The sequence below is a fragment of the Aphanizomenon flos-aquae FACHB-1287 genome (assembly GCF_014698755.1).
Classification (GTDB): domain Bacteria; phylum Cyanobacteriota; class Cyanobacteriia; order Cyanobacteriales; family Nostocaceae; genus Dolichospermum; species Dolichospermum flosaquae.
Window position 1 is genome coordinate 1 of sequence record NZ_JACJTO010000014.1, and the last position, 26,563, is coordinate 26,563.

Sequence of the window (26,563 nt, forward strand, 5' to 3'; positions counted from 1 at the left end):
ATAAATAAAGTCGGGATAGGGCATTGCCACGACTCTAAACGGGCGCAGAGACAGAGTAAGACTAGCTCGGTAGCATCAGTCGGTGAAGCGTCAAGAATCACCTCGCCTTCAGGCAGGTGAGTATGTCAACAATTGTGGTTTTCCCCAAATAATTGTTTCTTGCCTATAAACTACAAGTCCTGGTTTCGCGCCTTTAGGTTTATAGACGTGCTTGAGTTGGGTATAAACAACTGGTACTTGATCACTTTGACGGGCGCGACTGAAATAAGCGGCTAAGTTAGCAGTAAATTGTAAATCAGTTTCTTCCGCCACTGTACCCGGTTCTAGACGCAAAAGCACATGACTCCCCGGAATTTCTTGGGCGTGAAACCATAAATCATAGTCTCCAGCGACACGGAATGTCAATTGGTCATTTTGAACATTATTCCGGCCAATAAGGACTTCAAAGCCACCAGGACTGCGGTAACGATGAAAATTAGTACCGGGGGTTTCGTTGCTGCTACGGCTGCGGTATTCAAGGTCTTCTAAGTATTTTTGCCCGATTAGTTCGTCACGGATTTCTTCTAAGGCCTGTAAATCTTCTAGGTTTTGGTAGTTATCTATTTGACAAATTGCCGCTTCTACTTGTTCAAGATAATTAAGTTCTGCTTGGACTGCAAATAATAGCGGTTCAACAGCCCCACGGGCACGTTTTAACTTTTGATTCTGTTTGTAAAGCTTTTGGGCATTTTGAACAGCGTTTTTATCCGGTAAGAGAGCAATTAATATAGGCTTTTCTGTTTCAAAATCTGGTAATATTATATTCTGCATTCCCGGTTGCCATTGATGCAGATTTGCCATTAATAAATCGGCTTTTTGCCGATATTCTTCCGCTTGGTCTGATTGTTGCAAGCGATCGCTAAATGTTTTTGCTTTAATACGTAATTTAGCCAAAATATTCGCTAATTTCTGATTTAACTGATGACGTAATTGTACAAATAATTGTTGATTTAGATGATCAGAATAATAATGGTAAAGTAACTCTTGAATACTGTTTGTGGATTTGACAGAACCCCAACCCATAACTGTATACCCGGTTTTTGTCCAAGCAGGTTTAAATTTATTTAAATCTAAAGCTTGTAACCATTCTTGCCAACATTCAAATAAATTTTGCCAATCTTTAGGGGTTAATACGTCCGTGTGAGTATCGGGTAAAATCTTAGCAGTTAGTAACATTGTATCTAACAAAGCCGAACTTAAACCACTGTAACTTTTGAGTAATTGGCGCTTAATTTCCCCTGGTACTAAACTTACTCGTTCTTGCCAACGTTCTAAAGATTCGGTTAAATTGGGGGTTTTTCCCGTCAATTTCGGCGGTTTTTCATAATTTTGTCCCGTTTGAATGGGACGCACACTAGATTGTTGTTGACTAACCTGATGGGCAGCAGTGATAATTTCATTACTAGCATCAGTTAAAATTACATTGCTATATTTACCCATAATTTCAGCATATATGTGATAAAGCGCACTTTCTCCTGGACGAGGGGCAAATTGTAAATCAATTACCCGTTCCCACGGAGAAATAGCCTCAATTCCTACCAAGGCCAACCCACCTAATTGATGTCTTAACTGTTGACTAAATGTAAAAGTATCTGGGGATCGTGGTGGTGGTTCACTTATACAAATATGAGCGGCTTGAGGATGCCAAGAAATATCTAACCAACCCCGTTGTTTTAAGGTTCGTAAAGCGATCGCAATGGTAAAGCGATCGCGCTGATATACTTGTTCTATGCGTGCAGGTAGCCAGTTAGTGCGAATTTCGCTACAAGCAGCGGTTAAAGCTGTAAAATCAAGGGGTTGCAAAACAATTAATCTCTTTTATAATTCAGGTTTGTTAATTTTAAGAGCTAATCACACCAATTATATAAATCATTTTTATCTAGTTCTCTATGAATATTCATAACATAATTATACAACCCCCAAATTATAAATATTCTAGGGATGTTTGTCAAGACTAGCCATAAATGGCCATTTTCTTTTAAAACATCCTTTAACAAACATCAGTTATCCTAGTATCAGCAGTTATGTATCCATAAAAGCGTTTATTGCCATGGTGAAGGGATAGGTATAATAGAAATCACCTTTTCTGCCATCAGTCTGACGGCAGTTTTCCCACAATTAGGGCATTCTAACTCTAAATATTGTGAAGTTGATACATCTACTTGGGATAATATTCCTTGCTTGCAGTGCCAACATTCACAAATTACCCTGCATACTGGTTCGTTGCAGTCAAGAATCTTAACGTGCTGAAAACTTTGAGATTCGCTGTCTGGTTTCCTGGGTTTAGGGAATTTTTTGATTTCTTGAACTTCCATCATTTTACCGTCTAACTGCAACTATCTTTAGAGCTTACTTGATGCTTTCCTATCTTACAACTATGCACGAATAGTCAGTTCTTCGTTGTCCGTTGTCCGTTGTCTGCTGTCTGTTGAAAATTCTCCTTGCTTCCTATTTACTAATTAATGCGGGTTCTCTGACAGAGGGTTGCAACAGTTGGGTATATAGCTCGTCTAGCTGACTAGCTACACCATACCAGCTAAATTTATTAATAACACGGCTTTTTCCTGCCTTCCCCAATTCTTGCTGCCATACAGGATTACTAAGAATCAGATCAATAGCGTGATTAAAAGCCGGGACATTTTGCGGTGGTACTAATAAACCAGTTTCTTCATTGACAACAGTAAATTGCAGTCCTCCCACATCACTAGCCACTACAGGTGTACCACAGGCCATGGATTCGATAGCTACTAACCCAAAAGGTTCATAATGGCTGGGAACAACACAAACATCAGCAGCAGCAAAATAAGCCGGCAATATCTCCCGACTTAGACAACCAGGAAAGAACGTGCATTCACTCATCCCTAACTCGTTCACAATGTCCACAAGGCGATCGCGTTCTTTCTCATCACTATTTCCAGGTGTATAACCACCACCAATGATGAACTGCAATTGTTTTGATTTATAAAACTTCGATTTCCCCACTGCGCGAATTAAGGTTTCTATGCCTTTACGGAGGTCGAATCTCCCTACATATAACACAACTTTAGCTTCTGGATCAATTCCTAAAGTCTCTCTGGCTGCTGGTTTTTCCACTGAACCAAACTGTTGAATATCTGTACCGCAGGGAATAATATCAATTTTACCTTTTTGGGAAACAAGCGATCGCATATGTTCCCGTTCTTGAGGACTGGTAGCAACAATTCTTTCTGCTGTTTCCAAGATTTGTTTTTCTACTATTAAACGTTGATTAGCCACTAAAGGAATATTTTCTATAGTCTTGTATTTGATCACTCCCAGAGAATGATAGGTATGAACCTGCTTAGTTCCTTGTCTTTTCTTTAATTCCATACCTACCCAACCGGATAACCAATAATTAGTATGAACTAAATCATAATTAATCCCCGTTTCTTTTTCAAATTCTAGTAACTGCTCTACAAATTCTGGCAAATACTGAAAACCCTGATCTCGTGGCACAAATTCCACAGGACCTGCTATTAACCGAATCGTCCGACAATTAGGGTGATGTTGTACTATTTTTTGTTGATCAGCACTGACTTTTCGGCTAAACATATCCACATTCCATCCTAGCTGTGCTAGGGTTTTACCCACTTGACGAACATAAACATTTTGTCCTCCTGCCTCTTCTCTGCCGATTTCAATTGCTGGATCACCGTGGACTGAAATTAAAGCAATATATTTTTTAGTGGTAGCTTTCATAGATTTATTTTGATAGAAATCTTTCTCTATCTTTTTGTATGAAAAAGTGAATATCATCTATCATCATAGATTGATTAATTTATAATAAAACCTACCTAAAGTAGCACCGCCACATCTATAAGTTAGATATTTATATTTCATGATTTACAAAGTTTAAGCAATCAAAATAATTCCTATTAAAGTACATACATGAAAATTAAATTTCCGAAAATATCACGTTCACAAATTTTGTCTAATTTTGTCTAATCACACCGTCAAACCTGAAAAATTGCGGCTCTTGAGTACATACTGAGATACAAAATTGAATCATAAAACTCTTGTGGTGCGGGCATTTTGTCTGCTAGATATGTACCTCATAACACAGTTCCCCACCAATAATTTAATTTAGCACAAAAAATAGCCAACACAAATAGTACAGATAACCTGGCATTGCCACCTGCACTACTTGACGAAATAAGTTTTTACGCACCAAAACTAATATCAAAACAGCTTTAAGAATTACTCTCAAAGCAGATTGATTGCAAAAGAAACCTAGTTGGTAGTTTGTGCAGCCAACATTTGTTTTAACTTTTCTAGATCCGCTGCCCAACGAGGATCTGGACGAAAAGCTTCATTATCAACACTGGCAGCAGTTTCACGCGCACCACCGCCGCCACCACCACGACGAGATTTCTTATTTTTATCCCGACGACCACCGCCTTCTTTGTTAGCGCTAGGAACAGGGGCACTACTACCCTGAATAACTGGTTTGGGAATTTGTTGTTGTGGCTGTTCTTCGCTTTCCTCAGCTTTAGTCCGTGGTAAAGCTTTTTCTAACTTAATTGGTGTATCCTTGAACATATGACCATTATATTTTTCAATAATTTGATCTGCTTGTTCGTCATTATTCACCGTTAAAAACCCAAAACCACGGCATTTACCTGTTTTTCGGTCTTTTATTAGTTTAGTGGTGACAGCGTCGCCTTCTTCTGCAAACACAGCTTGCAAATCTTGACGATCTATTTCTTCTTTCGGCAAATTTCCTATATATAGGCGAATCGACATGGAATATACCTCCAAATTGGGATTAAATAGGGCAGACAAAAACGACTAATTGGCTTTGGCTTTTGAATAGATACTATAGCTAAAACTGCCACAAACCAATTTCTGTAATCCAATAGCATAGCGTGTCCTCAGTCATGCTATCAACTTATAGAATACAGTTTTTTTAGGATCAAGCTTATGCGGAACAAAAGCTCTTATGCAATCGTCCGCTAATATGACCTTAATTTTAGGAATTGTTAATTTAATAGCCAACTATCCACCACAGTAAATTCATTCTTCTTAATTCTTGCCTGCAGAATAACATACCATTCCTTAACATTATCATGGTATTTTCCGCGTAGCCAGTTCAGCAGAAACTTTTCCGCCAATAGCCAATAGTGTTATCTCATCGTAACATAAAAGACATTTTTAAAGCAATAGGCAAAACAGGCAGGCAGCAAGGGGAATATTTCTTCCCAATGACAACGAACAACTGACTATATATCTAAGAACCTGTGAGCATAATATAAGCGCCCCAAATTTGGGCAACAAGTGCGATGACAGTAGACCAAATAACATGAGGACTATTAATTTTTTTGCCACCTTGAGTTTCTAGACTTTGGATATCAATCCAAGCAGTTGCTCCACGTCGTAACCAACCTGTAACAGTAATCTGTTTGCCAATCAAGTCTTGATGATTGAATGACTTTCCTAACCAGGGAATATGATTTAATTTGATTAAACCAAGGCTAGATTGCAGGATTAGGTCTTGTGCCAAACAATTGCCAATACCAGGGCGGCCTAACAGTTTACCAGTAAATCGGACTTTAATACTATCAATTGGTAAAATGGCGGGATTTGCTAATAAGCTGGTGAAGTTTTCATCTTTTTGAATATTGACAGGTGTAATGTCGGGAAATAAAGCATTTATTCGGATCACCGTGCCAATGCTAAAGCCAATCAACATAAAACCTGAGACAAAAGACCAGTTATCATAAATCCATTTCAAGTCTAACAAATGTATAGTGTATGCTGTTTGCCAAATTAACCAAGTCAGACCGGCGAACACAATACCAAGGGGAATTCCCAACCAAGGGGCAATTTGTAAACAAAAGGCTTGGGGCTGAATGAGAATGGGCTGTGATGGCTTTGTTTGATATAATTCGGTGTCTAAATGCCAATGGCGGGCTATTTGACAAAGGCGTTCGATACGATCACCCATGGCAGGATGACAACTATTAATTGTAAACCATTGGCGGTAGGGTTGAAAATTTTCCCACTTGAAAAATGATTCAAAGGGTAGATGACCGGCGGTACTACCTAAACTTATGCTGTGTTGATATGCAACAGGTGAAAGAATATTCAGACTTTCTAACTGCCAACAGGTTTGTTCTTTGAGGCTAATGTCATGGGCTACACCAATGGATATTTTCAGCAAAGCACGAATTAGTCCATTGGGATTACCAGTAATTTCTGCTGCTGTCGCGTCGCTATGGTAAAGCCGCAACCGGGAATTTAGCAAGGCTGTTCCTGTAAACAGACACCAAATTATATAGTTAACGGCAGCAAAAATTGTCCCTGGCCAACGCCAGATTTTACCTTGATGCTGATTTCCCCAAACTGATACTTGCTGGTATAGTCTATAAAATGGTAAGGTTACTAACAGAACTAGGGACATTACCCCAAAATCCCAACGCCCAACTTGTCCTAAAGATAAAGCATAGATGGCGGATATTTCATCATCTGCCAGTTGTTCTAATAAACCTTGACTAACGGTTATTCTCGCTGTGCGGGGTAGGTTGCCATAACTGATGATTATCGGGGCAGAAATTGGTAAGATTCTCAGTTGGGGGGTTGGCCAGTGCCGTTGTTGACAAGCGCGTTGTAATACCCTGGGTGTTTCCCGGCTGTAGGAGTTTAATTTCTCTTTGGACAACTCTTCTTGAGCAGAAAATCTTGTTAGTAGCCAGTCGAGTAACCAAGGGGACAATACCATTAAGATTACAAATAATCCTAAAATCAAGTAACTAGGATCACGATATAAAATTTGGATGGGTTCTAAGTATGGCAGTTGATATAGAATTTGATTAATTAAACCAAATGACAATTTCAGCATTTCTCGGCACGTCAAAAACAGTGCTATGAATGTGAAGAGGGCAAGTAGTCGGGAAGGGATAATATTAGGTTTGCTTAGGGGTTGCCAGACTTTAGCGCGTCTAGCATTTCGCCAATAAATACTAACGGGTTTGATTATTGTGTTACCATCAGCACCAACATAGGCAGTTTGTGGCTGTTGTTGGGCAGGATTTGAACTGGTAAGCAACCGAGTATTTGATTTACGGGGTTTTTTCTGCTGGTTTTTGTATTTATGCAGGTGTTCAAGAGCAAGGGTTGCCCACTCTTGAACTTGGGGATTACTATTAGCAATCAGATTTTGACACAAGGTAATTGCTTTCGAGATTTCACCAATGCGGGCATAAGACATCACTAACCCAACTTGTGCCTGTAAACAAATTTTATCTTGATTTTGATTTTTGGCCAATGGTTCAAGGTTAGCGATCGCTGTGTAGTAATTCCCCTGCTTGAGGGCAGCTAAACCAGCCTCTAAACATGATTGAGCGTGAGAAAGCATACAAACTTTGGTACTCCAATCTGTTATAAGTGACAAATAGCACGCTTATTGAGATACCCTGATAATTTGTTAGTGGTCAGTGGTCGGTTGTTAGTGGTCAGTGGTCAGTGGTCGGTTGTTATGAATAGGTACAGATTATTAATCTTACCCCCCTGCCTCCTGCTTAACTTTCTACTGATTGTTGATGGGAAAATACAGGCGCAATGGCACTTAACTTCAACTCTGGATGATCACCCTCTAACTGTTGACAATTCCAGTCGTTGCGGAATAACAACACTGGTCTTCCCATACTATCCTTAACAGTAGTAGTATTAAATAAACGACCTACCCGCTTTAAAGCTTCCCAGCCGCCGTCAACCCAACGGGCAACACTATAAGGTAATAAATCAAGAATTGTTTCTACACCATACTCATTTTCTAAGCGGAACTGAACCACCTCAAACTGCAATTGACCAACCGCTGCTAAAATTGGTTCGCGCTTGGCTTCATCAGTTGAATACATAATTTGTACAGCACCTTCTTCTCGCAATTCAGAAACGCCTTTTTGAAATTGTTTAAATTTGGAGGGGTTGGGATTTCTCAGTGTCGCAAACAGTTCTGGTGAAAAATAAGGTATTCCCTCATATTCTAGTTTTTGTCCTGTATAAATTGTATCACCAATCGCAAAAACACCCGGATTATTTAAACCAATTACGTCTCCTGGATAAGCGGTATCAATAGATTCTCTTTCTTGGGCAAATAGTTTTTGCGGACGAGATAGACGGACAACTTTGCCAGTTCGAGCATGATTTACTGTCATATCTTTTTCAAACTTACCTGTGCAGACCCGGACGAAAGCCACTCTATCTCGGTGTTTCGGGTCCATGTTGGCTTGCAGTTTGAAAATAAATCCGGTAAATTCTGGATAGGTAGGGGGAATATCGCCAACACTGCTACTATGTATACCTGGTTTGAGGGCAAAGTCCAGGAAATTTTTGAGGAATAATTCCACCCCAAAGTTAGTCATGGCACTACCAAAAAATACTGGGGTCATTTTGCCGGCGTGTACCAAGTCTAAATCTAGTTCTGGACAAACTCCTTCTAATAGTTCTAATTCGTCTTTAAGTTGATGATAAAGTTCTTTTTCTAGTAGTTCCTCAAGTCGAGCATCGCCTATATCGAGCACAGTCTCCTTTGCTTCCTTGCTACCATGAGAACTCCGTTCAAATAAATGAATTTGCTGTTGTTGTCGGTCAAATACGCCTTTAAAGCGATCGCCCATACCAATAGGCCAATTCACTGCATAGGTCTGTAATTTCAACTCTTTTTCAATCTCATCCAATAAATCTATCGGTTCTCGGCCTGGACGGTCGAGTTTATTCACAAAGGTAAAAATCGGGATTCCCCGCATTTTACAGACTTCAAACAGTTTCCGGGTTTGGGGTTCTAAACCTTTAGCCGCATCAATGAGCATTACTGCATTATCTGCTGCTGCTAAAGTCCTATAAGTATCTTCACTAAAATCTTGGTGTCCAGGGGTATCAAGTAAATTAATTTGAAAGTTGCGATAGGCAAATTGTAACACTGTTGAAGTCACGGAAATTCCCCGTTGTTGTTCCATGGCCATCCAGTCAGAAGTCACTTTCCTCTGGTCTCTGCGGGCTTTTACCGCTCCAGCTTCGTGAATAGCACCCCCGTATAATAATAGTTTTTCTGTTAGAGTAGTTTTACCAGCATCAGGGTGAGAAATAATCGCAAAATTGCGACGTTGTTCTACCGCTTGACCTAGTTCTGCTTGCAATTCAATGGACATATTTGTAATTTCTTTGTAACTTCACTAAATGTAATCTTTTTCAGGACAGGGAAACAAATTTGTAAATTCTATTAATTCTTGTTCTGAATGGCTTATACCACAAGATCAGAAATTTCCAGTTGGGTAGTTGACAAATTTCAGACTTTCTGCTATTATAACACTATAATGGAAATCCGCGCGCCCATATATAGGGTTTTTCCAAAAGTATTCAGTCTAAATCTAAGAAAATAAGCGAAAACACTCACTTTTTTAATATCAAAGATTACATTTCTCAAATGTTGAAAAATAACCATTTCAAGCAACATTGATCTAAAATAGAGTATAGATCTATTCTACAACAATTTTATGAAAGCAGAAGTGATTAAATTAATAACAACGGTCTTCCAGATCTTAGAAGTTAATATGCGGTGGATGACTTGGAATTTATTTTTGGCTTTTATCCCTTTGGTTTTAAGTGTTTGGTTGTTTCGCAGTAAACGGGGAGGTTCATGGTTTTGGTGGTTAGGATTTCTGAGTTTTTATGCTTTTTTACCAAACGCACCTTATTTATTAACTGATATTATTCATTTCATAAATGATATCCGACGAATTCATTCAGTATGGATGATTACTTTAGTCTTAATTCCTGTTTATTTTGTTGTCATTTTCGGTGGATTTGAAGCTTATGTGATATCTTTAATAAATTTAGGTCACTATTTACATCGAATTGGTAAAAGCAAATGGATTTTTACTGTTGAGTTAATCACTCATGCTCTTTGTGCTGTAGGTATTTATTGGGGAAGATTTTTACGGTTTAACAGTTGGGATCTTATTACTCAACCAGATGCTATAATTACGAAGGGTATAGAGGAAATTCTTGGTAAAGAACCTTTGATAATTATTGCACTTACTTTTATAATTCTTTGGGGTTTATATTGGTTCATGAAACGAGTTACTTTAGGTTTTGTGAATAAGGGTGTTAATTCACAAGAAAATGATCATCATATTCACAATATTAACTAATGATATTAAGTTAATATCAACAAATCAAATATTTCCGACTTGTTTCAAAAATCGGGTTTCTTGTTGTTAAGAAATTATTTAGGATTTAGAATAGAAAAACAAGTATAAGCAGTTATAGGACTCTTATTTGAGTTATGAACTAGTTTTTTTAACGAACCACAGAGACGCAGAGGACGCAGAGGGAGGAAAATAAGAGATGTTCACATTTCATTTAGGATTGCTATATAAAAAATGAAGTTAATTAAGCAGCGATTAGATACATTATTAGTAGATTTGGGATTATGTCCCTCTCGTCAACAGGCACAAAGGTTAATTCAAGCTGGAGAAGTGACTGTAAATCAAGAGAAGATTGATAAAGTTGGGACTGAAGTTGATATTACTGCTCAAATTCAAATTAAAGAACGTCCTCCTTTTGTTTCTCGCGGTGGGGAAAAGTTGGCTAAAGCTTTAGAATTTTTTGCGATTTCTGTAGCTGATAGGATTTGTTTAGACGGGGGAATTTCTACTGGTGGGTTTACTGATTGTTTATTACAATCTGGCGCAAAACAAGTTTATGGTGTAGATGTTGGTTATGGACAAGTTGATTGGAAAATCAGAAATGATCAACGGGTAATTTTAAAAGAACGCACGAATTTACGTCAATTACAACCAGAGGAATTATATCCTGAAAATGCCATATTTGCTGATTTGGTAGTTGTGGATGTTTCCTTTATTTCTTTGACTAAAATTTTGCCGGCGGTATGGCGATTAACACAAGCCCCTAGAGAGGCTGTATTGCTGGTAAAACCACAATTTGAGGTCGGTAAGTCTCGCGTCGGGAAAAAGGGTGTTGTCCGCGATTTTAATGACCAAGGTGATGCGATTTTTAATGTTATGAAGGGGGCGTTAGAGTTAGGATGGAAATATCAGGGTTTAACTTGGTCTCCCATAACCGGACCTGCGGGAAATATTGAATATCTTTTATGGTTAGGAATGGAAAGGGAAATTATCCCTCCAACTTTAGCAGCAATTCAAGAAATTACTAAACAAGTTATGCAGGAGTTTGGGAAAAAATGATCAGTGGATTAATAAATATATGCAAAAACATCCTAGTTTACATGGAACAGTTATAATTTATGAGTATCAAAAATATATCCTACAGCAGTCAATGAGTTACTGTATCAATCCTAACTGTCCACAACCGCAAAACAGCGGACAACCTTTATTTTGTCAAGCCTGTGGTTCTGAGTTACTTTTAGAGGGGTGTTATCGAGTCCTTCGTCCCTTAGGAGGTGGTGGTTTCGGTAAAACTTATGAGGTAGATGACGCTGGTACAAAGAAAGTTTTAAAGGTTCTTTTTAATACAGTTCCTAAAGCTGTTGAATTGTTTCAGCAAGAAGCGGAAGTTTTAAAACGACTTAACCATCCTGGTATTCCTAAAGTTGAGTCAGATGGTTATTTTATTTATTTTCCTAGAGATGCTAAAGAACCCCTGCATTGTTTAGTAATGGAAAAAATTGAGGGGATGAATTTAGAAGAATATATAACTCAACGTAACAATCAAGCTATTAGTGACCGTGCGGCTATACGGTGGTTAAAACAGATAACTGAAATTTTACATCAAGTCCATCAAAAAAATTATTTTCATCGAGATATTAAGCCACCTAATATTATGATAAGACCTAATGGGCAATTAGTATTAATTGATTTTGGCACAGCACGGGAAGTTACACAAACTTTGATGCAAAAAGTCGCAGGACAGCAAGTTACAGGGATTATTTCCGCAGGTTATACGCCACCTGAACAAATGAATGGTAAGGCTGTTCCGCAATCAGATTTTTTTGCTTTAGGGCGAACTTTTGTTTATTTATTAACTGGTAAATATCCTCAAAATTTTGCGGAAGATTCTCGCACAGGGGCGTTAATTTGGCGAGATAATGCTGCTGGTATTTCTCAAAAATTGTTAGATTTGGTTGATTATTTAATGTCTCCATTCCCGGGGAATAGACCGAAAGATACTCAAGAGATTTTATATAGATTAGCTAAATTTGAAACTTCCTCACCAGAATTTAAAACCTCTAATTCTTATAATCAATCTTCTAATTATGGTCCTTATGCTAAAACGGTAGTATCCACATCTGGAAAAGTTAATCAAGTAGTAAGTTCTCCTAAATACGCATCACCTTGGATACGTTTTTTAGCGTACTTTATTGATTTAATAATATGTTGTATTTTTATGCCATTATCTATAGCTTTCTTAGGAAGTATCATCATCATAGTAATGATACCAGATCAAAATTGTGGAACAAATGGTATCTGCAGTGATTTATGGTATAGTATATCCTTAGTTTTATCTGTAATCTTTACTTGGCTTCATTTTGCAGTAGCTGAAAGTTCCGTTAAACAATCAACTTATGGACAAGGTATCTGCAAAATAGTTGTGATTAATATGAATGGTAAGAGAATTTCTTTGTGGCGTGCTACTTGGAGATTTATAGTTAAAATATTGTTGACTTTCTTGACTTTTGGTTTAGGTGATATCATATTTATGCTATTTAATGAAAAAAATCGTTCTTTACACGATATCTTAGCTGGTACTGTGGTTATTAAAAAACCATCTCCATAATTACAAAGCATTCCAGAGGCTTTTGGTGCGTTACGCTGTCGCTTTTAAAGTTCGTAACTCATGATATAATCATCCAATATAAAGCCATTACCAAAATCTTTGATGTGACTATCAATAATTCTAAAACCAAATCGAGAATAAGCTTTAATGGCTTTTTCATTCTTTTTATTGACATTGAGAATTATTTGTTTTAAGTTCATAATTCGCGCTTTTTGGTATACATGAAATAACATTTTTTGACCATAACCGAAACCATGTAATGATGGTAATAAATAACATTTATGTAGTTTTAAATAACTAATATTATCCCTGGTTTCTGAACCATAAGATAAATAACCGACTAATTTGGAATTATGTAATACCTGATCATAAAATATTCCTTGATTATAAATTTCATTTTCAATTACTTCTCTGGCATACATTTTAGATAACATATACTCAATTTGTCCATAGCTGAGAATTGAAGAATAGTGACTATACCAAATTTCTTGACTAATTTTCCTCAATTCTTCCAAATCTGGATCTAATAACTTAGTAATGGTAATTGATAAATCATTCATGGTGAATATTATATTTTAATTAAATTACAACACAGTTCGCTTTTTGAAATATCCATAATATGCTACTATCTAGAAAATAATACAAAAAAGTAGTTAATGTATTTGCAACCGCAAATCAATCCTTATCTATCCCAAAAGTCAACATTTTGACCATGTTTGCTGCGGGCCTCTTGCCCGCTAGATATGTCGTAAAACCAAGACGCAGAAAACGCCTTTCGCGCCTTTTGCGTCTCTGCGTGAAAAAACCCCTTTACACAATCTCAGAAGTCTGCACCCTGTTTTCAAAACCTAAAAATTAAAAATCCAAAATTATTTTTTTGAATTTTAAGCGATTAAGTTCCCACAGTGCCGGAGTAAATCAAACCCCTCTGCATATCCAAAGTCAAAATAGCACCATCCTTAATTATCTGTGTTGCTGAATTTACACCCAAAATTACAGGTACTCCAAGACGTAAACCAATAACTGCGGCGTGACTTGTGAGACTTTCATCCTCAGTAATAATCCCTGATGCTTTGCGAATTGCTTCTACAAAATCCACACCAGTCCGGGATGCTACCAGAATATCACCAGAATTAAAATTACTGGCATCCATAGCATTATGAACTACCCTAGCACGTCCAGTGATTGAACCTTGTCCCAGTCCAATTCCCTGGCCAAGTACAGCAGTCACCACTTCCACCTTAATCAAGTCCGTTGACCCAGAAACTCCCTGAAGTGTACCCGCAGTCATTACCACCAAATCACCTTCACTTAACAGGTTTTTTTCCTGGGCAACATTAATAGCTGCTTGGAACGTCTGACCCGTAGAAGGTAGTTCTAGCACCAATAGCGGTCTCACCCCCCAGACCATCTGTAACTGTCTTGCTACGTTGACATGGGGTGTAATGGCTAAAATTGGCGTTTTGGGGCGGAACTTAGAAACATTGCGGGCTGTAGCCCCGGATTGTGTCAAAGTCATAATTGCCGCTGCACCCAAATTCTCAGCAATTTGACCAACAGCTTGACTAATGGCATTGGGAATAGAACGCCGGTTATCTCGTGACAGACGGGAGTTAGTGTTAAGGGTTTCCTCCTGTTCAATTCGTTCGGCTATCCTGGCCATAGTAGCTACCGCTTCCACCGGAAAACTACCAACAGCGGTTTCATTGGAAAGCATAACCGCGTCCGTACCATCTAAAATTGCGTTAGCGACATCAGATACTTCTGCACGGGTAGGACGGGGGTTACTGACCATACTATCTAACATCTGGGTAGCAGTAATGATGGGAATCCCCAAGCGGTTAGCCGTAGCAATTAACCGTTTTTGCAGTACAGGTACATCCTCCGCTGGTAATTCTACCCCTAAGTCACCTCTGGCAACCATAACACCATCACACAAAGATAAAACGGCTTCCATTTGTTCAATGGCTTCGTGTTTTTCGATTTTGGCGACTACAGGGACACTTTTACCAGCGCTGGAAATTAGTTCTTTAATTTCGATGATATCCTGGGGATTACGGACAAAGGAAAGCGCTACCCAATCAACACCCTGGTCTAGACCAAACATCAGATCCTCTCGGTCTTTGTCGGTCATGGCCTTAATAGATAAATAAACTCCCGGAAAGTTAACACCCTTGTTATTGGAAAGTTTACCTGGGACTGTAACCCGACAATGTAAATCACCTTTTTCGCGGTTGATTTCCTCTACCACCATTTCCACCTTACCATCATCTAGGAGGATGTTGGCACCAACAGGGACTTCCTCTGCTAAGTAATTGTAGGTGACACAACTTATTTCCTGTGTTCCTTCTACGGGGCGATTTGTTAATATGAAGCGATCGCCTTTTGCTAAAATTATTGAACCATTTTCAAACCGCCCCAAGCGAATTTTTGGACCCTGTAAGTCTTGCAGAATTGCGACTGGTCTATTTAGTTCAAAAGCAGTTTGCCGAATTAACCGAATACTACGCTGATGGTCAGCATGAGTTCCGTGGGAAAAATTGAGCCGTAGTGTTGTTGCACCCGCTTCAATAATAGCTTTCAGCATTTCTGGACTACTGGTAGCAGGTCCAATAGTAGCAACAATTTTAGTTCGGCGTTGAGAATCTCTTAATTTCGTCATGGGCTGGGTTTAAGATGTTTGGAGTCTACCGGGGAATTTATCATCATCTTTGCTTATACCATTTGAGATCTAAGATCTTGGATAATAAAAGACTGACTATACAGCAAATCATTTTTCCATTGATTGCCATCATTTGACAAATTGGTATAAATTAAACACACTATCTGTTTTAATCACTGCTATCAGCCATTAGAAAAGGAACTTTGGTATAAATTTAGGCTCGTATACAAATCTAATGGGTAAAAGTCCTCTAGGAGAGGTTTTTTGTTGAAAGTGCTGGTTTCGCAAAGAATCATAACCTCAATTATTGATTTTTCTCCATGAATTGAGATCAATATTGCTTCACATAACTTTACTCCTAACTAACATTAATAGTATGATCCGTAAAGATTAATAATTAAAGGAGTTAAGAATGCTCACGTCGGAGGCACAAAAGCCACTGACAATTCCCCCCAAAGAACTTTTATCACCTCCTGGTGATTTTAATCCCACTTTACTCATGTTTTTAGTGGTGGTGATGATGTTAGTATTATCTAACTTTGGGTACTGGCTTTGGGAATGGCCCCATTGGTTGTGTTTTAGTGTCAATACTCTAGCACTACATTGTTCAGGAACAGTGATTCATGATGCTTGTCACCAGTCAGCCCATCGTAATCGCATTATTAATGCTATGTTAGGGCATTGTAGCGCCTTGATTCTAGCTTTTGCTTTTCCAGTATTTACACGAGTACATCTACAGCATCATGGTAATGTTAATCACCCCAAGGATGACCCAGATCATTATGTTTCCACTGGTGGTCCACTGTGGTTGATTGCGGTGAGGTTTTTGTACCATGAAGTATTTTTCTTTCAAAGACGGTTATGGCGTAATTATGAACTACTAGAATGGTTTATTAGTCGCCTAATTATCATTACTATCGTTTATATTTCTGTCCAATATCATTTTTTGGGCTATATACTGAACTTTTGGTTTATTCCCGCTTTTTTAGTGGGGATAGCATTGGGGTTATTTTTTGATTACTTACCCCACCGTCCTTTTACAGACCGAAATCGCTGGAAAAATGCCCGCGTTTATCCCGGTAAGGTTCTCAATATCCTGATTTTAGGGCAGAATTATCATTTAATTCATCATCTATGGCCTTCGATTCCTTGGTATAATTACCAACCAGCTTATGATTTGATGAAGCCGTTATTAGACGAAAAGGGTAGTCCCCAAACTTCTGGGTTATTGCAGAAAAAGGACTTTTTGGAATTTCTCTATGATATTTTCATAGGTATTCATTTTCATCACTAGTTTCCTAGATCTGAAATTATAATTTGGGTGGGTAAAATGCTCACCCCTCCCCAATATTTATAAATAACAAATAGTCGCTTAAAACCCACTTTAACTATCAGACAGGAAATTGATTCCCCACATTTTAGAACTACAGCGGTTTCTGCTTCTATGAGGTACAAATTTAAATAATCAAACTCTTGTGGTGCGGGCATCTTGCCCGCTAGATATGTACCTCGAAATCGTTTAATTATTTAGCTCTAATCACAGCAGTAGAACTAACTTCCAGCGTTGTTGAATCTGTTTCTGTTAATTTACCATATAAAGATAAAAAAACTTGGCGGTTATTGGAAATACAACCATAGAAACCACTTGTACCTACAGATATATTAGAACAAGAAGGAATACTAGTAGGTGCTTTCAAACCATCAACAACCATCATACTATCACCTGCTGGTATGGTAGAACCACTAGCATAACTACCCTGAGCACGAAAAACAGCAAATGGACATTGCCATAAACTAGTTGTTGTATTACAGGTACTTCCCTTGTCACTAGGAGCTAAAAAATAGACGCTTTTTGTATTATCAGGAAATGTCAGTACAAGACCATAGGTATTTGAGGGTATATTAAAACCACTAGGTAATGTTAAATTATCACCACTACTAGCACTAGTCTTGATACTGTTCGCACTTCTGACTTCATTGGTAATATAATCTAAAGCTCTATTTAAATTAGCACGTCTATCACTTTCTGATTCCGCTTTCCTGTTTTCTTTTAGCATAGTCCCAAGACCAACACCAACTATACTCACAACTATAGTCATAATCGCTACTGATACTAATAACTCTATCAATGTAAATCCTTCATTGTCATGAAAAAAAGATTGACGAGTTTTATAATTTTGAAGATAAAATTCGATATTTTTTTTAATATCAAAAGTATTATTTAACATATTTTTAAGGAGTACAATTAGATGAATAAGTAGCACTACTACCAGTATATTTGTTCGTGGCAATTAATCCCAATGGTTGAGAGATAACTAAACACTTTTTAACTGCAAAATTGCCTTGAGATTGCAATACAATTGTTGTAATTGCAGTTGTATTATTACCAAGATAATCAAATGTTAAAGTAGGGTGAGAAATTGCTCCTGATGTTCCATCTTGATATACAGTCATAGAAACATTATTGAATATTCTCTGAGTTAAATTAGAACTATTTACACTATCACCAGATAAACAGTTACCACTATGACTATCAGCAATACTAATTGTTGCTGGTACTACACCAGGAGCAGAGAAAGAAAGCGTACAGTCTTGACCTCTACGCATAGCCCCTCTTCGCGCTTCTAATAAGGCATTTTTAGCACTGGAGAGATTATGATTAACTTTATTAATTTGATTTAAGCCTATGAAGCTAGGAGCAGAAATAGCCGCTAAAATGCCAGCAAAAAGCATTACCACGATTAATTCTAGTAAAGTAAATCCATTTTCATTGTGATGGGCATTGTAATGACGCATAAGGTATTATCTCAGTATAAGCCGTTCCTAAGGTCTTTGCTGTAATAGTCGGAGCAGTGCTAGTACCTGGTTGAACTACGTATTTTAGCTGTAAAACATTGTAAGGGGCATTACTAGAAACAGTTTGATTCCTCAGCAACCAATAATATATACTTTTACTATTTACCTGCGTGGGAGTACCTGTAACAGCATAATAAGTATTTCCGTCGATTAAGTAAGATGTACTACCTATATTTGTGGCGGTAGTTGATAGAGAATTCATAAAACCAGTTGCTATGCTGGCACTTGCAGTATCAGTAGAAGCAAGGTTACATGATGTACTGTTAACAGCAGAAGTTGCAGTAGGAACTGCTATTTTTAATCCAGAGCTAAGATAAATACTGTTACCACTAATACTAGATATTGTGTAAGTATGAGAATCATTGGAGAACACAACTATATTACCGGCAGTTAACCCATTAGTAGAGTCTAGGGTTAAAGTAGTTGCGCCAACTAACGCAGCAGCAGTCTTAGGAAATGAATATTGTTCAGCAGCACTCTTGATTTTTTCCATATCTTGCTGAAGCAAACTAGTGGCATTTGTATATTGAACAGCTTTCTTTTTAAAAATGCTAGAAAGTACAAACATTTCTAGAGCGCAGGTAGTAAAGAAAAATATCATCAGTAGAGAAACTACTACTTCTATTAGGCTAAATCCCTCATCAGGATTATATTTAAGGCTTTTCATGTCTACATAAAATCGGGTTTATTTTGATAAAGTTTGTATAAAGAATGTAAATTTGTGTATTTTTAAGATCGTTTAAAATACGCAAATTTGGTTATTGAACTGCTTGCTTTTTCCAGCCACTAAAAGCATCAATATATGGAGGCAAATTTTGAGGTACTAAACCGATACTTGACCAAGTTGCTGTTTGTTGAACCACAGTATTTGAGGTATTAGAACCAGTACCACCACCATTACCCCAGTCCTTTGCCCAAATAGCACCCCTAAAACCACCTGTACCACCTGCACCACCATTAACACCTATTTCATAATTAGGTGCTAATATAAATCCATCAACCAAATTACCACCGTTAACATCCATTGTTGAACCTGCAGCCCCTGTTCCAAAAATCTGGAAATCTGTGGGAATACAAGCAGGAGTGCCAGTATAACCAGTACAGTTGTGATTTATACTCGTTTGTTTGTCTAAATTACCAGACAGGAATATCACTACCTTTTGTCCAAGGGTGATATTAATCGTTGCTTTACTTATATTTGAGACCTCATAGACATATACTCCCGAATTTCCATTGAAAGTTGTTGCTATATCCGTAGGTGTTCCGGTTCTAGGAAGTGTAACTGTAGTGTTACTTAAAGCTCCCAAATTAATTGATCCACTAGGCACTGATGGTATATTAGGAAGTGATAAGGTAATATAATTAGCGGCATAGGAATTACCGCCAGAATTGTCAATATTAATACTCCCAAGATTAGTAGTACAATCATTGACGAAAACATTCCCCGCAATGCCATTACCCCCTGTCCCACCATTAGATACCCATACCCCTGGGACTGGAATTGTATTAGGATCAGTTTGTTTAACCGGAATTTTTACCTGTAGTTGGGCTGTAGATGTACTACTAGTATTAGTAGCACTGTTACCACTACCAGCAATATTCACTCGACCTTGAACAGTTAATGTACCTGTTCCTAATAGTGTTCCTGCAGGTGGATTAATACCTGCCCCCGCATCCGCATAAGTATATGATACAAGCTTAAATTGGGTTTTGCTATCTATATTCTGCCAGTCTGTAGTTGCATAAGTACCAATAATAGTATTATTAGGAATATTACCCCGACTTGAGCAGGATGAATAGCTAGGAATTGCTGTTGGATTAGACCAACTAGCATTAGGACTTGTCGCTGTATTTGGATATTGTGCTAGTACCCTTACACTATTAAGTAAATACTGATAACGGGAAATTCCTACTTCAGCGGCTGATAATGCTTTTGATGTAGTTCCTTGGGTTGAACTAAGTGCAACATCATTTCGTGACCTTATTGCCATAGTTAATCCAATTAACATCATTACCAAGCCAATACCTATCGCAAGAACAGAAGCAAAACCTTTTTCTCCTCTGTGCTGAATTAAAGCGAGTTTTAATCTGGAATACATACTTCACCTCACCACTGAATCACTATACAATCGGAAAAGTAGAACTTGATCATATCTGGGATTAATACTGAGTATCTCAAAAAGAGAGTCCGCATATTTTAGCCATTCACCTAGAGCCACAGTAAACTAAGTATTATTACTAATACATTAAGTTATTTACCAGCATCTTGCTAGATTAATTACTGAGGGTGGCTTAAAGGTGAGATTAAATAATAACTAAACCCTTAGAAAATTATAATTACAATAATAAATCATATTTATTGGTAGTGATACTGATGAAATTACTGAATTTAAGAAAAATGGATTTTCTCAAGACTGGAAAGGAATGTACGGTTACTGAGTGCAGTTAAATTACTGAAATTCAGGATTTTTTGGTATTGTTTATTATGACAATTTAAATATCAGTATTATACATTTCCGACTTCTAAAACAGATATATTTTTTTATTTGATAGCTGGTAATTTTAGAGACATTTAGCTAATTTTGATGTAATTTGTGGTTTCTCGTCTACTCAAGCAATTACCCTTAGTAAAGTTTTTAAAATTACTTTATTGGCACTTAAACTAACAAAATTCTTTTCTTTTAAGGTTGCAAGTTAAATTATTTTGGTGTATAATATACTTATAAAGGAAAAGGAGTCTAAACTTGCAGTTGCAGAGATGGTTTCTGCATATACATTTCCGCAATTTTTGACACCTTTTTTCTTTTTTGTGGGCAATCCGGGGGGAGCAGTCATGTCTAAAAAAGGTCAGGCATTAAATAAAAATATTAGTATTGTCAGAAGATTTATCCAGCAGTTTTTAGCAACCATAAAAAGGCAAATTATTTCGTTATTACGAACTGTTTTTGTTACTCGGAAACACCAGCAAGCCGGAAACGCAGGTTTCGTTTTGCCAACGGTGACAATGGTATCTGTAGTAGTCGTTTTATTAACCACTGCTATCATGTTCCGCTCCTTTGATAGAGCGAAAAATGCTAGTAATGTCCGCGTTAATCAAATGGTCATGAATTCTGCTGCTCCTGCTATTGACCGAGCCAAAGCAAAATTAAATAAACTATTTAAAGATCAAAGACTATCACGAGCAACACCTACAGAGACAGAAATAGATAATGTTTTAGTTACATATAAAGATGAATATACCTTTGGGGATGAAAAGAATCTGATAGTTAACTGCTATGATCCTTCCTCAGGTCTAAATCAGGGAATTTGTAGTAGTGATAAGGAATTAAAAACAGCATGGGAATTTCCAATTGATACTGACAATAATGGTAGGTTTGATAGCTATACTTTATATGGTATTTATTATAAAAATCCAGCTTTGAGTGGCACTTCTTTTGTCAAAAGAAATCCTGTACAAGCTAGGGCTATACCTATGACGATTACTAGTGCAGGTGGAAATTGTCCTAGCACAGCTATCAGTGCTAGTTTGGCTGGTGTTAATGGTTGGTTTAAGGATAATAAATCATTAAATTTGGTTAAGGGATTTTTCGTCTATACGGTTACAGTTCCCATTACTTCCACAGGCAATCTTCCTAATAACTCTACTTATGAAAAAGCCAGTAACAGTAAAGGTTTTTCAGCCCTGGAGTATGAACAAGATAAAATTAAAAGATCTCTACTTAATAATGCTGTAATTTATCAAGATGACCTATACCTGACTGCTGAAGACGATGACTTTAAGTTAAATGGGGGGATTTTTACTAATGGTAACTTACTGGCAGGTTCGACTTCAGGCAAATCAATTAAGATATATCAGGTTAGTAGTAAAGATTCCTGTTTTTACGAGGCTGACAATGCCAAAATTACAGTAGGCGGTAATATAGCTACAGTGGGGGCAAGTGGGTCTACCAAATTCGATTTATTCCCAGGTAAAGGAGTTACTCCTACTCAAGCACAAGCAATCTCTCTGAGTGGTAATGAATCAGTTACAGATGCAACAACTGATGTAGCTTACAATAATTTAGCTTATGTCCAGCGTGTGAATAGCTTGGTTGCGGCTCAAAAGGCAAATTCTGCTGATAGTGATCCATCTGAAGTTAAAAAAGGTATTGAGCGAATAAAGGCGGCCATTGGTTTATCTAGTTACACAAGTGATCAAATAGATAAAATACGTTCAGAACAATTAACACTGTACTTTCAAAAACGGACTCGCCGTGTCCCTGTCAAAGATACTGCCGGTAGTACCCTTCCATTAGAAGGTACTGGTGATTCACTCCGTCCCAAAGATGCTTGGATTTATCCCACAGACCCCACTGATGGTAAGACAGGTACAGGATATACAGGACTAACATTAAAAACTGCCGGTAGTACCCTTTTACCCGCTGCTACTGAGCCATCATTGCTTTTGAAAAACGGTAAGGAGCAACTTTTAGGAGACAGGATTCGGGTTGGTAATAATTTACCTCAATTATGGTGGAAGACTTCTCAATTTGTGGGACCTGATCCTGGGGATATTCAAAATATTACTGATATCAAGTGGGGGGATAGTAATAACCCTAGTACCCAAGATCGCTATCGTTTCTCTCGTATTCAGAATCTAGCAGACGCGGGTTCTACGGATAGAGATAGAGACTGGGAACTAGCGGCTGCAAAAGTACCAGATAATCCTCAAGATCCTGTAGGTGGTTTGCGAGTTATCACAGGTGCGGGGATTTATTTGCGTACAAGTGATACCGCAGCAACTACAGATTTTACTACCCCAATTCCTGGCTTTACCGTTCCCGCATCTACAACTATATATGATGGTGCTTTACCTGAACCACCTAATAGCACCAGTCCACCAGATGCAAACACTCCATATCTGAAAATGCGGGCAAGTGCGGTTTATCACTACAAACAAGCTGGCACAGCACCTAAACCTATCGCCTGTGTTAGTAGTTTTTATTATGATGACTCCAAAAGCACTACAAAAAACAAGAAAAACCAATCTGGTTTACCTCCCTGGACTCTTCCTCTTCCAGTCGGTTTTGATGGAGGTGATACTGATCCTAATGGTTTATCCAATAATGGGATAGTTTATGGACCGCCGACAAAAATTGTTAGTGATTACCAGGCAGTTTTAAAGTATCAATCAACACTAAAATATAACAATGGGCGCTCCATAGACGATGGACTTTTAGCTGGAGCTTTAGCCGCAACAGCAGCTAACCGGACTCTTTCACAGCAATCTACCATTGATGCGGCTATTTGCGCTCTGCAAATTTTTGATGGTAGTATCTCACCTACCAATACTGTGATTCCTCATGGGGCAATTTTTGAAGCAAAAGAAAAGGCACCTCTGGAATTTTCTTCCACTGTATTAGACTTGGGTAAATTGAAAGGAAAAACGATTGGTAGCGCAACACCATCACAAGAATACTTAATTCCCAATAGTGGTATTATTTACGCTACCCGCGATGATGCGTTAGCAGATAAAACTTCAATAAACACCTACTTCACTCCTCGTCTTAATGCCATTATCCTAACAAATGGGTCAGATATCTCGCGGGAATTAAATTATCGAGATGCGGAAAAAGGTTTGATTGTCGCCACCAATTTACCTTTATACATTAAAGGTGACTTTAATCTCCATACCCAAGAGGAATTTAACACTCCACTAAATAGTACATGGAGTAATTTTTATACAAGGAGCGATGGCAATCCTAATTTTGCTTGTCGTCCTAATGATCCAAAATTGAAGATTAATGGTGTTGATTCATGTCCTACTGGTGATAAATGGCGCTCTGCGGCTGTGATATCAGATAGTATAACCTTACTATCTAATAATTATGATGCTACTAATACGGGTACTACAGCCGAAAATACTACTTACAATGCCATTCTTGTCTCAGGTAATACACAGAATTGTAGTTTGGAGGATTATGTCCGTTTTCCAGAGAACTGGGCAGGGAAAACAGCAAAGATCAGTGGTATTTTCATGCAACAGAAAAAAAGCATCTATAATACATCTTGTCCTCCAAATTCAACTCCTCCAATCAGAAACTGGAGTTATGATGTCGGGATACTTAGACAGTCACCGGACTTGTTAGCGCAAAAATTAATCGCAGATACAAGTGATCCACCTAATGAATACTTCCGGGAGGTAGATAGAGATGATCCTTGGATACAGAATTTGTTGTGTGCTAAGGACAATACTAACACCTCATACATAATTGACAAAAATCAACGTCCGAGTATGTGTCAATCTTAATCGGAATAGTAGAGACGTTTTTTATAATGTCTCCACAGTCATAATTCTTACTAACTTAAAAAAATTGCAATCTATAAACAAGGATTTGGTGATTAACAATGATGCAACTTCCACAGAAACATAATATTAATAAAGATGCTGGTTTTACGATTATGGAATCTTTAATTGCCATGGTCGTAGTTTCGAGCTTAATGTTAGCTATATCACCAGTTTTGATCCTATCTGCATCAACCCGTGTTCAGTCTCGCAGAGTAGAATTAAGTGCTCAAATTGCAAGGTCATTTATTGATGGGGTCAGGTCTGGAAGGATAAAAGCAGAAGATATAACTACAGTAAATATTAACATTAATCAAAATGCACTTTCATCTAGAAATATTACAAATAGCACTGATGGGTATTTGATCAGTAGTGCGAGCATGGCCGCTCCTACATCAGAAACAAAAAAATATCTATATTGTGTTCAAAGTGATGGAACTATTCTGCCACCTGATTGTTCTAGTAATCAAAATAATTTGTTTTACATTCAAGCGGGTCGAACGAGCATAAACAATTCTGGTACTAATGATGGTTATCGTTTAGCGGTGAGAGTGTATCGAAAAGATATTGATTTTGATAAAACTGTTTTAGCCAATACAAATAACACCAAGAATACACAAGCAGTGGTCGGTTCAGGAAATAAACAAGCTCCACTGGTAGAAATAATTGCGGATATAGCTAATAATAACACAAGTTTTACTGACTTATGTAACCGCTTGGGGTTTAGAGCGGGTTCTGCAACTATACCTTGTAGTTAAAAATTGGCAAAGTTAAGTTTTATGGCAGTTAATTTTTTAGGATTTATGCTCTGGAAAAACCTGACATGAGCAGAAGAAACGCCTAAATTAACTATTTTAATTAAACTGGGATGATCAAATTTACTATCATTTTGAACTAGAATATGCTAAAAACAACTAATTTTTTACTTCAAGGATGGATGAAATTTTCTACTAGGAAAAACCGAGATCATGGTTTTACCCTCGTAGAATTGTTAATAGGTTTGGTAATGGCATTTTTAGTCTTGACACCGTTATTTGGATTGATGATTAGTATCATGAATACAGATGAAAAGGAGCAAGCTAAAACAACTTCTGAGCAAGAATTACAAACAGCAATAGATTTCATTACTCGTGATTTACAAAAAGCTGTTTATATCTATGATTCCCAAGGTGTTACTAATAATTACAACACCATAGCCGCAAATAGTGGGATTAAGGATTCTTTACCCACTGTCACAGGTGGAGTACCTATACTAGTTTTCTGGAAGCAGGAATTAGTATCAAATGTTATTCCTACGACAGGGTCAAAGAAGGATGATGCTTCTGTTTATTCCTTGGTTGCTTACTATTTGATTAATAGTCCTAGTACAATTTGGTCTAATACGGCTCGAATTGCTAGATGGCAAATTAAGGATGGTGTCCGTAGCCCAAGTGATACTAGTGGTGTAACTTGTAATTCTTCTTATAATACAAGCATTAAATTTGTTGATGCTGATAACTGTCCGAGTCCTGGGTTCAAGCCATTTGACCTAGATATGAATCAGTGGCAACGTTCTGGTTCATTTACGAATGATCCCCAGGTGCTAGTTGACTTTATTGATCAAACCCCCAGAGATCAAACAAATGTTCCAAATATAACACCATCATGCGCTCAAGATGATAATCAACAAGGTGTGACTATAACACCAATATCAAGTACGACAATGACTAGTTTTTATGCCTGTGTAAGTAATTATGCAGATCCTACAAATCAAGGACAAGTAATTTCTACAGCACAGATTTTTATCCGGGGTAATGCTTTAGCTCGCATCCAAACTAGTAATATAGATTACAAAGATAAGAGCCAGCAAACCTATTTTCCCACGGTTAGTGCTATTATTCAAGCCCGTGGTTCTTCGTATGCTCAATAAA

General features: G+C 37.7%; 19 protein-coding genes. 7 read left to right on the forward strand and 12 right to left on the reverse strand.

Annotated features, from left to right (window positions below; translation table 11 throughout):
• Positions 1 to 108 precede the first annotated feature (108 nt).
• The 6 genes from H6G44_RS08690 to H6G44_RS08715 all read right to left on the reverse strand — a co-directional run bounded on the left by H6G44_RS08690 (position 109) and on the right by H6G44_RS08715 (position 9,203).
• Positions 109 to 1,842 (reverse strand): Rqc2 family fibronectin-binding protein, encoded by a 1,734-nt coding sequence (locus tag H6G44_RS08690; protein WP_190385248.1) that lies wholly within the window; start codon positions 1,840 to 1,842, stop codon positions 109 to 111.
• 239 nt (positions 1,843 to 2,081) lie between these two features.
• Positions 2,082 to 2,354 (reverse strand): hypothetical protein, encoded by a 273-nt coding sequence (locus H6G44_RS08695; RefSeq protein WP_190385262.1) that lies wholly within the window; start codon positions 2,352 to 2,354, stop codon positions 2,082 to 2,084.
• 133 nt (positions 2,355 to 2,487) lie between these two features.
• Complete coding sequence (locus H6G44_RS08700) at positions 2,488 to 3,756, reverse strand: glycosyltransferase family 4 protein (protein WP_190385247.1); 1,269 nt, start codon at positions 3,754 to 3,756, stop codon at positions 2,488 to 2,490.
• Between the two features lie 531 nt (positions 3,757 to 4,287).
• A complete protein-coding gene (locus H6G44_RS08705; RefSeq protein ID WP_190385246.1) occupies positions 4,288 to 4,800 on the reverse strand; it encodes an RNA recognition motif domain-containing protein in 513 nt (170 codons plus the stop codon).
• 484 nt (positions 4,801 to 5,284) lie between these two features.
• A complete protein-coding gene (locus H6G44_RS08710; protein WP_190385261.1) occupies positions 5,285 to 7,411 on the reverse strand; it encodes a zinc metalloprotease HtpX in 2,127 nt (708 codons plus the stop codon).
• A 163-nt stretch (positions 7,412 to 7,574) separates the two neighbouring features.
• Positions 7,575 to 9,203 carry a peptide chain release factor 3 gene (locus H6G44_RS08715; RefSeq protein ID WP_190385245.1) on the reverse strand — a complete coding sequence of 543 codons (1,629 nt, stop codon included), beginning with the start codon at positions 9,201 to 9,203 and terminating at the stop codon, positions 7,575 to 7,577.
• Between the two features lie 345 nt (positions 9,204 to 9,548).
• Here H6G44_RS08715 and H6G44_RS08720 point away from each other — a divergent pair, with 345 nt between their 5' ends.
• The 3 genes from H6G44_RS08720 (at position 9,549) to H6G44_RS08730 (ending at position 12,810) form a co-directional block, all read left to right on the forward strand.
• On the forward strand, positions 9,549 to 10,205 hold the full coding sequence (locus tag H6G44_RS08720; RefSeq protein ID WP_190385244.1) for a DUF1361 domain-containing protein: 657 nt from the start codon (positions 9,549 to 9,551) through the stop codon (positions 10,203 to 10,205).
• Positions 10,206 to 10,436: 231 nt separating this feature from the next.
• The gene (locus tag H6G44_RS08725) at positions 10,437 to 11,261 is read left to right on the forward strand and encodes a TlyA family RNA methyltransferase (protein WP_190385243.1); all 825 of its coding nucleotides are present in this window, start codon (positions 10,437 to 10,439) and stop codon (positions 11,259 to 11,261) included.
• A gap of 19 nt (positions 11,262 to 11,280) precedes the next feature.
• Entirely contained in the window at positions 11,281 to 12,810 is a 1,530-nt protein-coding gene (locus H6G44_RS08730; protein ID WP_242031635.1) for a protein kinase domain-containing protein, read from the forward strand.
• A 44-nt stretch (positions 12,811 to 12,854) separates the two neighbouring features.
• Here the strand turns inward: H6G44_RS08730 and H6G44_RS08735 are convergent, their stop codons facing one another.
• The gene (locus H6G44_RS08735) at positions 12,855 to 13,370 is read right to left on the reverse strand and encodes a GNAT family N-acetyltransferase (protein ID WP_190385242.1); all 516 of its coding nucleotides are present in this window, start codon (positions 13,368 to 13,370) and stop codon (positions 12,855 to 12,857) included.
• Positions 13,371 to 13,702: 332 nt separating this feature from the next.
• Entirely contained in the window at positions 13,703 to 15,472 is a 1,770-nt protein-coding gene (pyk, locus tag H6G44_RS08740; RefSeq protein ID WP_190385241.1) for a pyruvate kinase, read from the reverse strand.
• A gap of 412 nt (positions 15,473 to 15,884) precedes the next feature.
• Here pyk and crtR point away from each other — a divergent pair, with 412 nt between their 5' ends.
• Positions 15,885 to 16,766 (forward strand): beta-carotene hydroxylase, encoded by an 882-nt coding sequence (gene crtR / locus H6G44_RS08745; protein ID WP_190385240.1) that lies wholly within the window; start codon positions 15,885 to 15,887, stop codon positions 16,764 to 16,766.
• Positions 16,767 to 16,995: 229 nt separating this feature from the next.
• Here the strand turns inward: crtR and H6G44_RS08750 are convergent, their stop codons facing one another.
• The 4 genes from H6G44_RS08750 to H6G44_RS08765 all read right to left on the reverse strand — a co-directional run bounded on the left by H6G44_RS08750 (position 16,996) and on the right by H6G44_RS08765 (position 20,427).
• Positions 16,996 to 17,700, reverse strand: coding sequence for a type II secretion system protein (locus H6G44_RS08750; protein ID WP_190385239.1), 705 nt, complete (start codon positions 17,698 to 17,700; stop codon positions 16,996 to 16,998).
• Between the two features lie 4 nt (positions 17,701 to 17,704).
• Entirely contained in the window at positions 17,705 to 18,268 is a 564-nt protein-coding gene (locus H6G44_RS08755; protein WP_190385238.1) for a type II secretion system protein, read from the reverse strand.
• Positions 18,240 to 18,995 carry a type IV pilus modification PilV family protein gene (locus H6G44_RS08760; protein WP_190385237.1) on the reverse strand — a complete coding sequence of 252 codons (756 nt, stop codon included), beginning with the start codon at positions 18,993 to 18,995 and terminating at the stop codon, positions 18,240 to 18,242. Before H6G44_RS08760 ends, H6G44_RS08755 begins: the two co-directional genes overlap by 29 nt.
• Before the next feature lie 91 nt (positions 18,996 to 19,086).
• Entirely contained in the window at positions 19,087 to 20,427 is a 1,341-nt protein-coding gene (locus H6G44_RS08765) for a DUF7305 domain-containing protein (RefSeq protein ID WP_190385236.1), read from the reverse strand.
• Between the two features lie 734 nt (positions 20,428 to 21,161).
• Here H6G44_RS08765 and hpsA point away from each other — a divergent pair.
• The 3 genes from hpsA (at position 21,162) to hpsC (ending at position 26,562) form a co-directional block, all read left to right on the forward strand.
• Positions 21,162 to 24,617 carry a hormogonium polysaccharide biosynthesis protein HpsA gene (gene hpsA, locus H6G44_RS08770; RefSeq protein ID WP_190385235.1) on the forward strand — a complete coding sequence of 1,152 codons (3,456 nt, stop codon included), beginning with the start codon at positions 21,162 to 21,164 and terminating at the stop codon, positions 24,615 to 24,617.
• Between the two features lie 98 nt (positions 24,618 to 24,715).
• Positions 24,716 to 25,411 carry a hormogonium polysaccharide secretion pseudopilin HpsB gene (hpsB, locus tag H6G44_RS08775; protein ID WP_190385234.1) on the forward strand — a complete coding sequence of 232 codons (696 nt, stop codon included), beginning with the start codon at positions 24,716 to 24,718 and terminating at the stop codon, positions 25,409 to 25,411.
• Between the two features lie 143 nt (positions 25,412 to 25,554).
• Positions 25,555 to 26,562, forward strand: coding sequence for a hormogonium polysaccharide secretion pseudopilin HpsC (gene hpsC / locus H6G44_RS08780; protein ID WP_190385233.1), 1,008 nt, complete (start codon positions 25,555 to 25,557; stop codon positions 26,560 to 26,562).
• The last annotated feature ends 1 nt before the right edge of the window (position 26,563 follow it).

What these genes read in the sequence shown, in the direction of transcription:
- H6G44_RS08695 (WP_190385262.1), bottom strand. Translation starts at nt 2,354, where the DNA reads ATGGAAGTTCAAGAAATCAAAAAATTCCCTAAACCCAGGAAACCAGAC.
- H6G44_RS08700 (WP_190385247.1), bottom strand. Translation starts at nt 3,756, where the DNA reads ATGAAAGCTACCACTAAAAAATATATTGCTTTAATTTCAGTCCACGGT.
- H6G44_RS08705 (WP_190385246.1), bottom strand. Translation starts at nt 4,800, where the DNA reads ATGTCGATTCGCCTATATATAGGAAATTTGCCGAAAGAAGAAATAGAT.
- H6G44_RS08710 (WP_190385261.1), bottom strand. Translation starts at nt 7,411, where the DNA reads ATGCTTTCTCACGCTCAATCATGTTTAGAGGCTGGTTTAGCTGCCCTC.
- H6G44_RS08715 (WP_190385245.1), bottom strand. Translation starts at nt 9,203, where the DNA reads ATGTCCATTGAATTGCAAGCAGAACTAGGTCAAGCGGTAGAACAACGT.
- H6G44_RS08720 (WP_190385244.1), top strand. Translation starts at nt 9,549, where the DNA reads ATGAAAGCAGAAGTGATTAAATTAATAACAACGGTCTTCCAGATCTTA.
- H6G44_RS08725 (WP_190385243.1), top strand. Translation starts at nt 10,437, where the DNA reads ATGAAGTTAATTAAGCAGCGATTAGATACATTATTAGTAGATTTGGGA.
- H6G44_RS08730 (WP_242031635.1), top strand. Translation starts at nt 11,281, where the DNA reads ATGCAAAAACATCCTAGTTTACATGGAACAGTTATAATTTATGAGTAT.
- H6G44_RS08735 (WP_190385242.1), bottom strand. Translation starts at nt 13,370, where the DNA reads ATGAATGATTTATCAATTACCATTACTAAGTTATTAGATCCAGATTTG.
- pyk (WP_190385241.1), bottom strand. Translation starts at nt 15,472, where the DNA reads ATGACGAAATTAAGAGATTCTCAACGCCGAACTAAAATTGTTGCTACT.
- crtR (WP_190385240.1), top strand. Translation starts at nt 15,885, where the DNA reads ATGCTCACGTCGGAGGCACAAAAGCCACTGACAATTCCCCCCAAAGAA.
- H6G44_RS08750 (WP_190385239.1), bottom strand. Translation starts at nt 17,700, where the DNA reads ATGTTAAATAATACTTTTGATATTAAAAAAAATATCGAATTTTATCTT.
- H6G44_RS08755 (WP_190385238.1), bottom strand. Translation starts at nt 18,268, where the DNA reads ATGCGTCATTACAATGCCCATCACAATGAAAATGGATTTACTTTACTA.
- H6G44_RS08760 (WP_190385237.1), bottom strand. Translation starts at nt 18,995, where the DNA reads ATGAAAAGCCTTAAATATAATCCTGATGAGGGATTTAGCCTAATAGAA.
- H6G44_RS08765 (WP_190385236.1), bottom strand. Translation starts at nt 20,427, where the DNA reads ATGTATTCCAGATTAAAACTCGCTTTAATTCAGCACAGAGGAGAAAAA.
- hpsA (WP_190385235.1), top strand. Translation starts at nt 21,162, where the DNA reads ATGTCTAAAAAAGGTCAGGCATTAAATAAAAATATTAGTATTGTCAGA.
- hpsB (WP_190385234.1), top strand. Translation starts at nt 24,716, where the DNA reads ATGATGCAACTTCCACAGAAACATAATATTAATAAAGATGCTGGTTTT.
- hpsC (WP_190385233.1), top strand. Translation starts at nt 25,555, where the DNA reads ATGCTAAAAACAACTAATTTTTTACTTCAAGGATGGATGAAATTTTCT.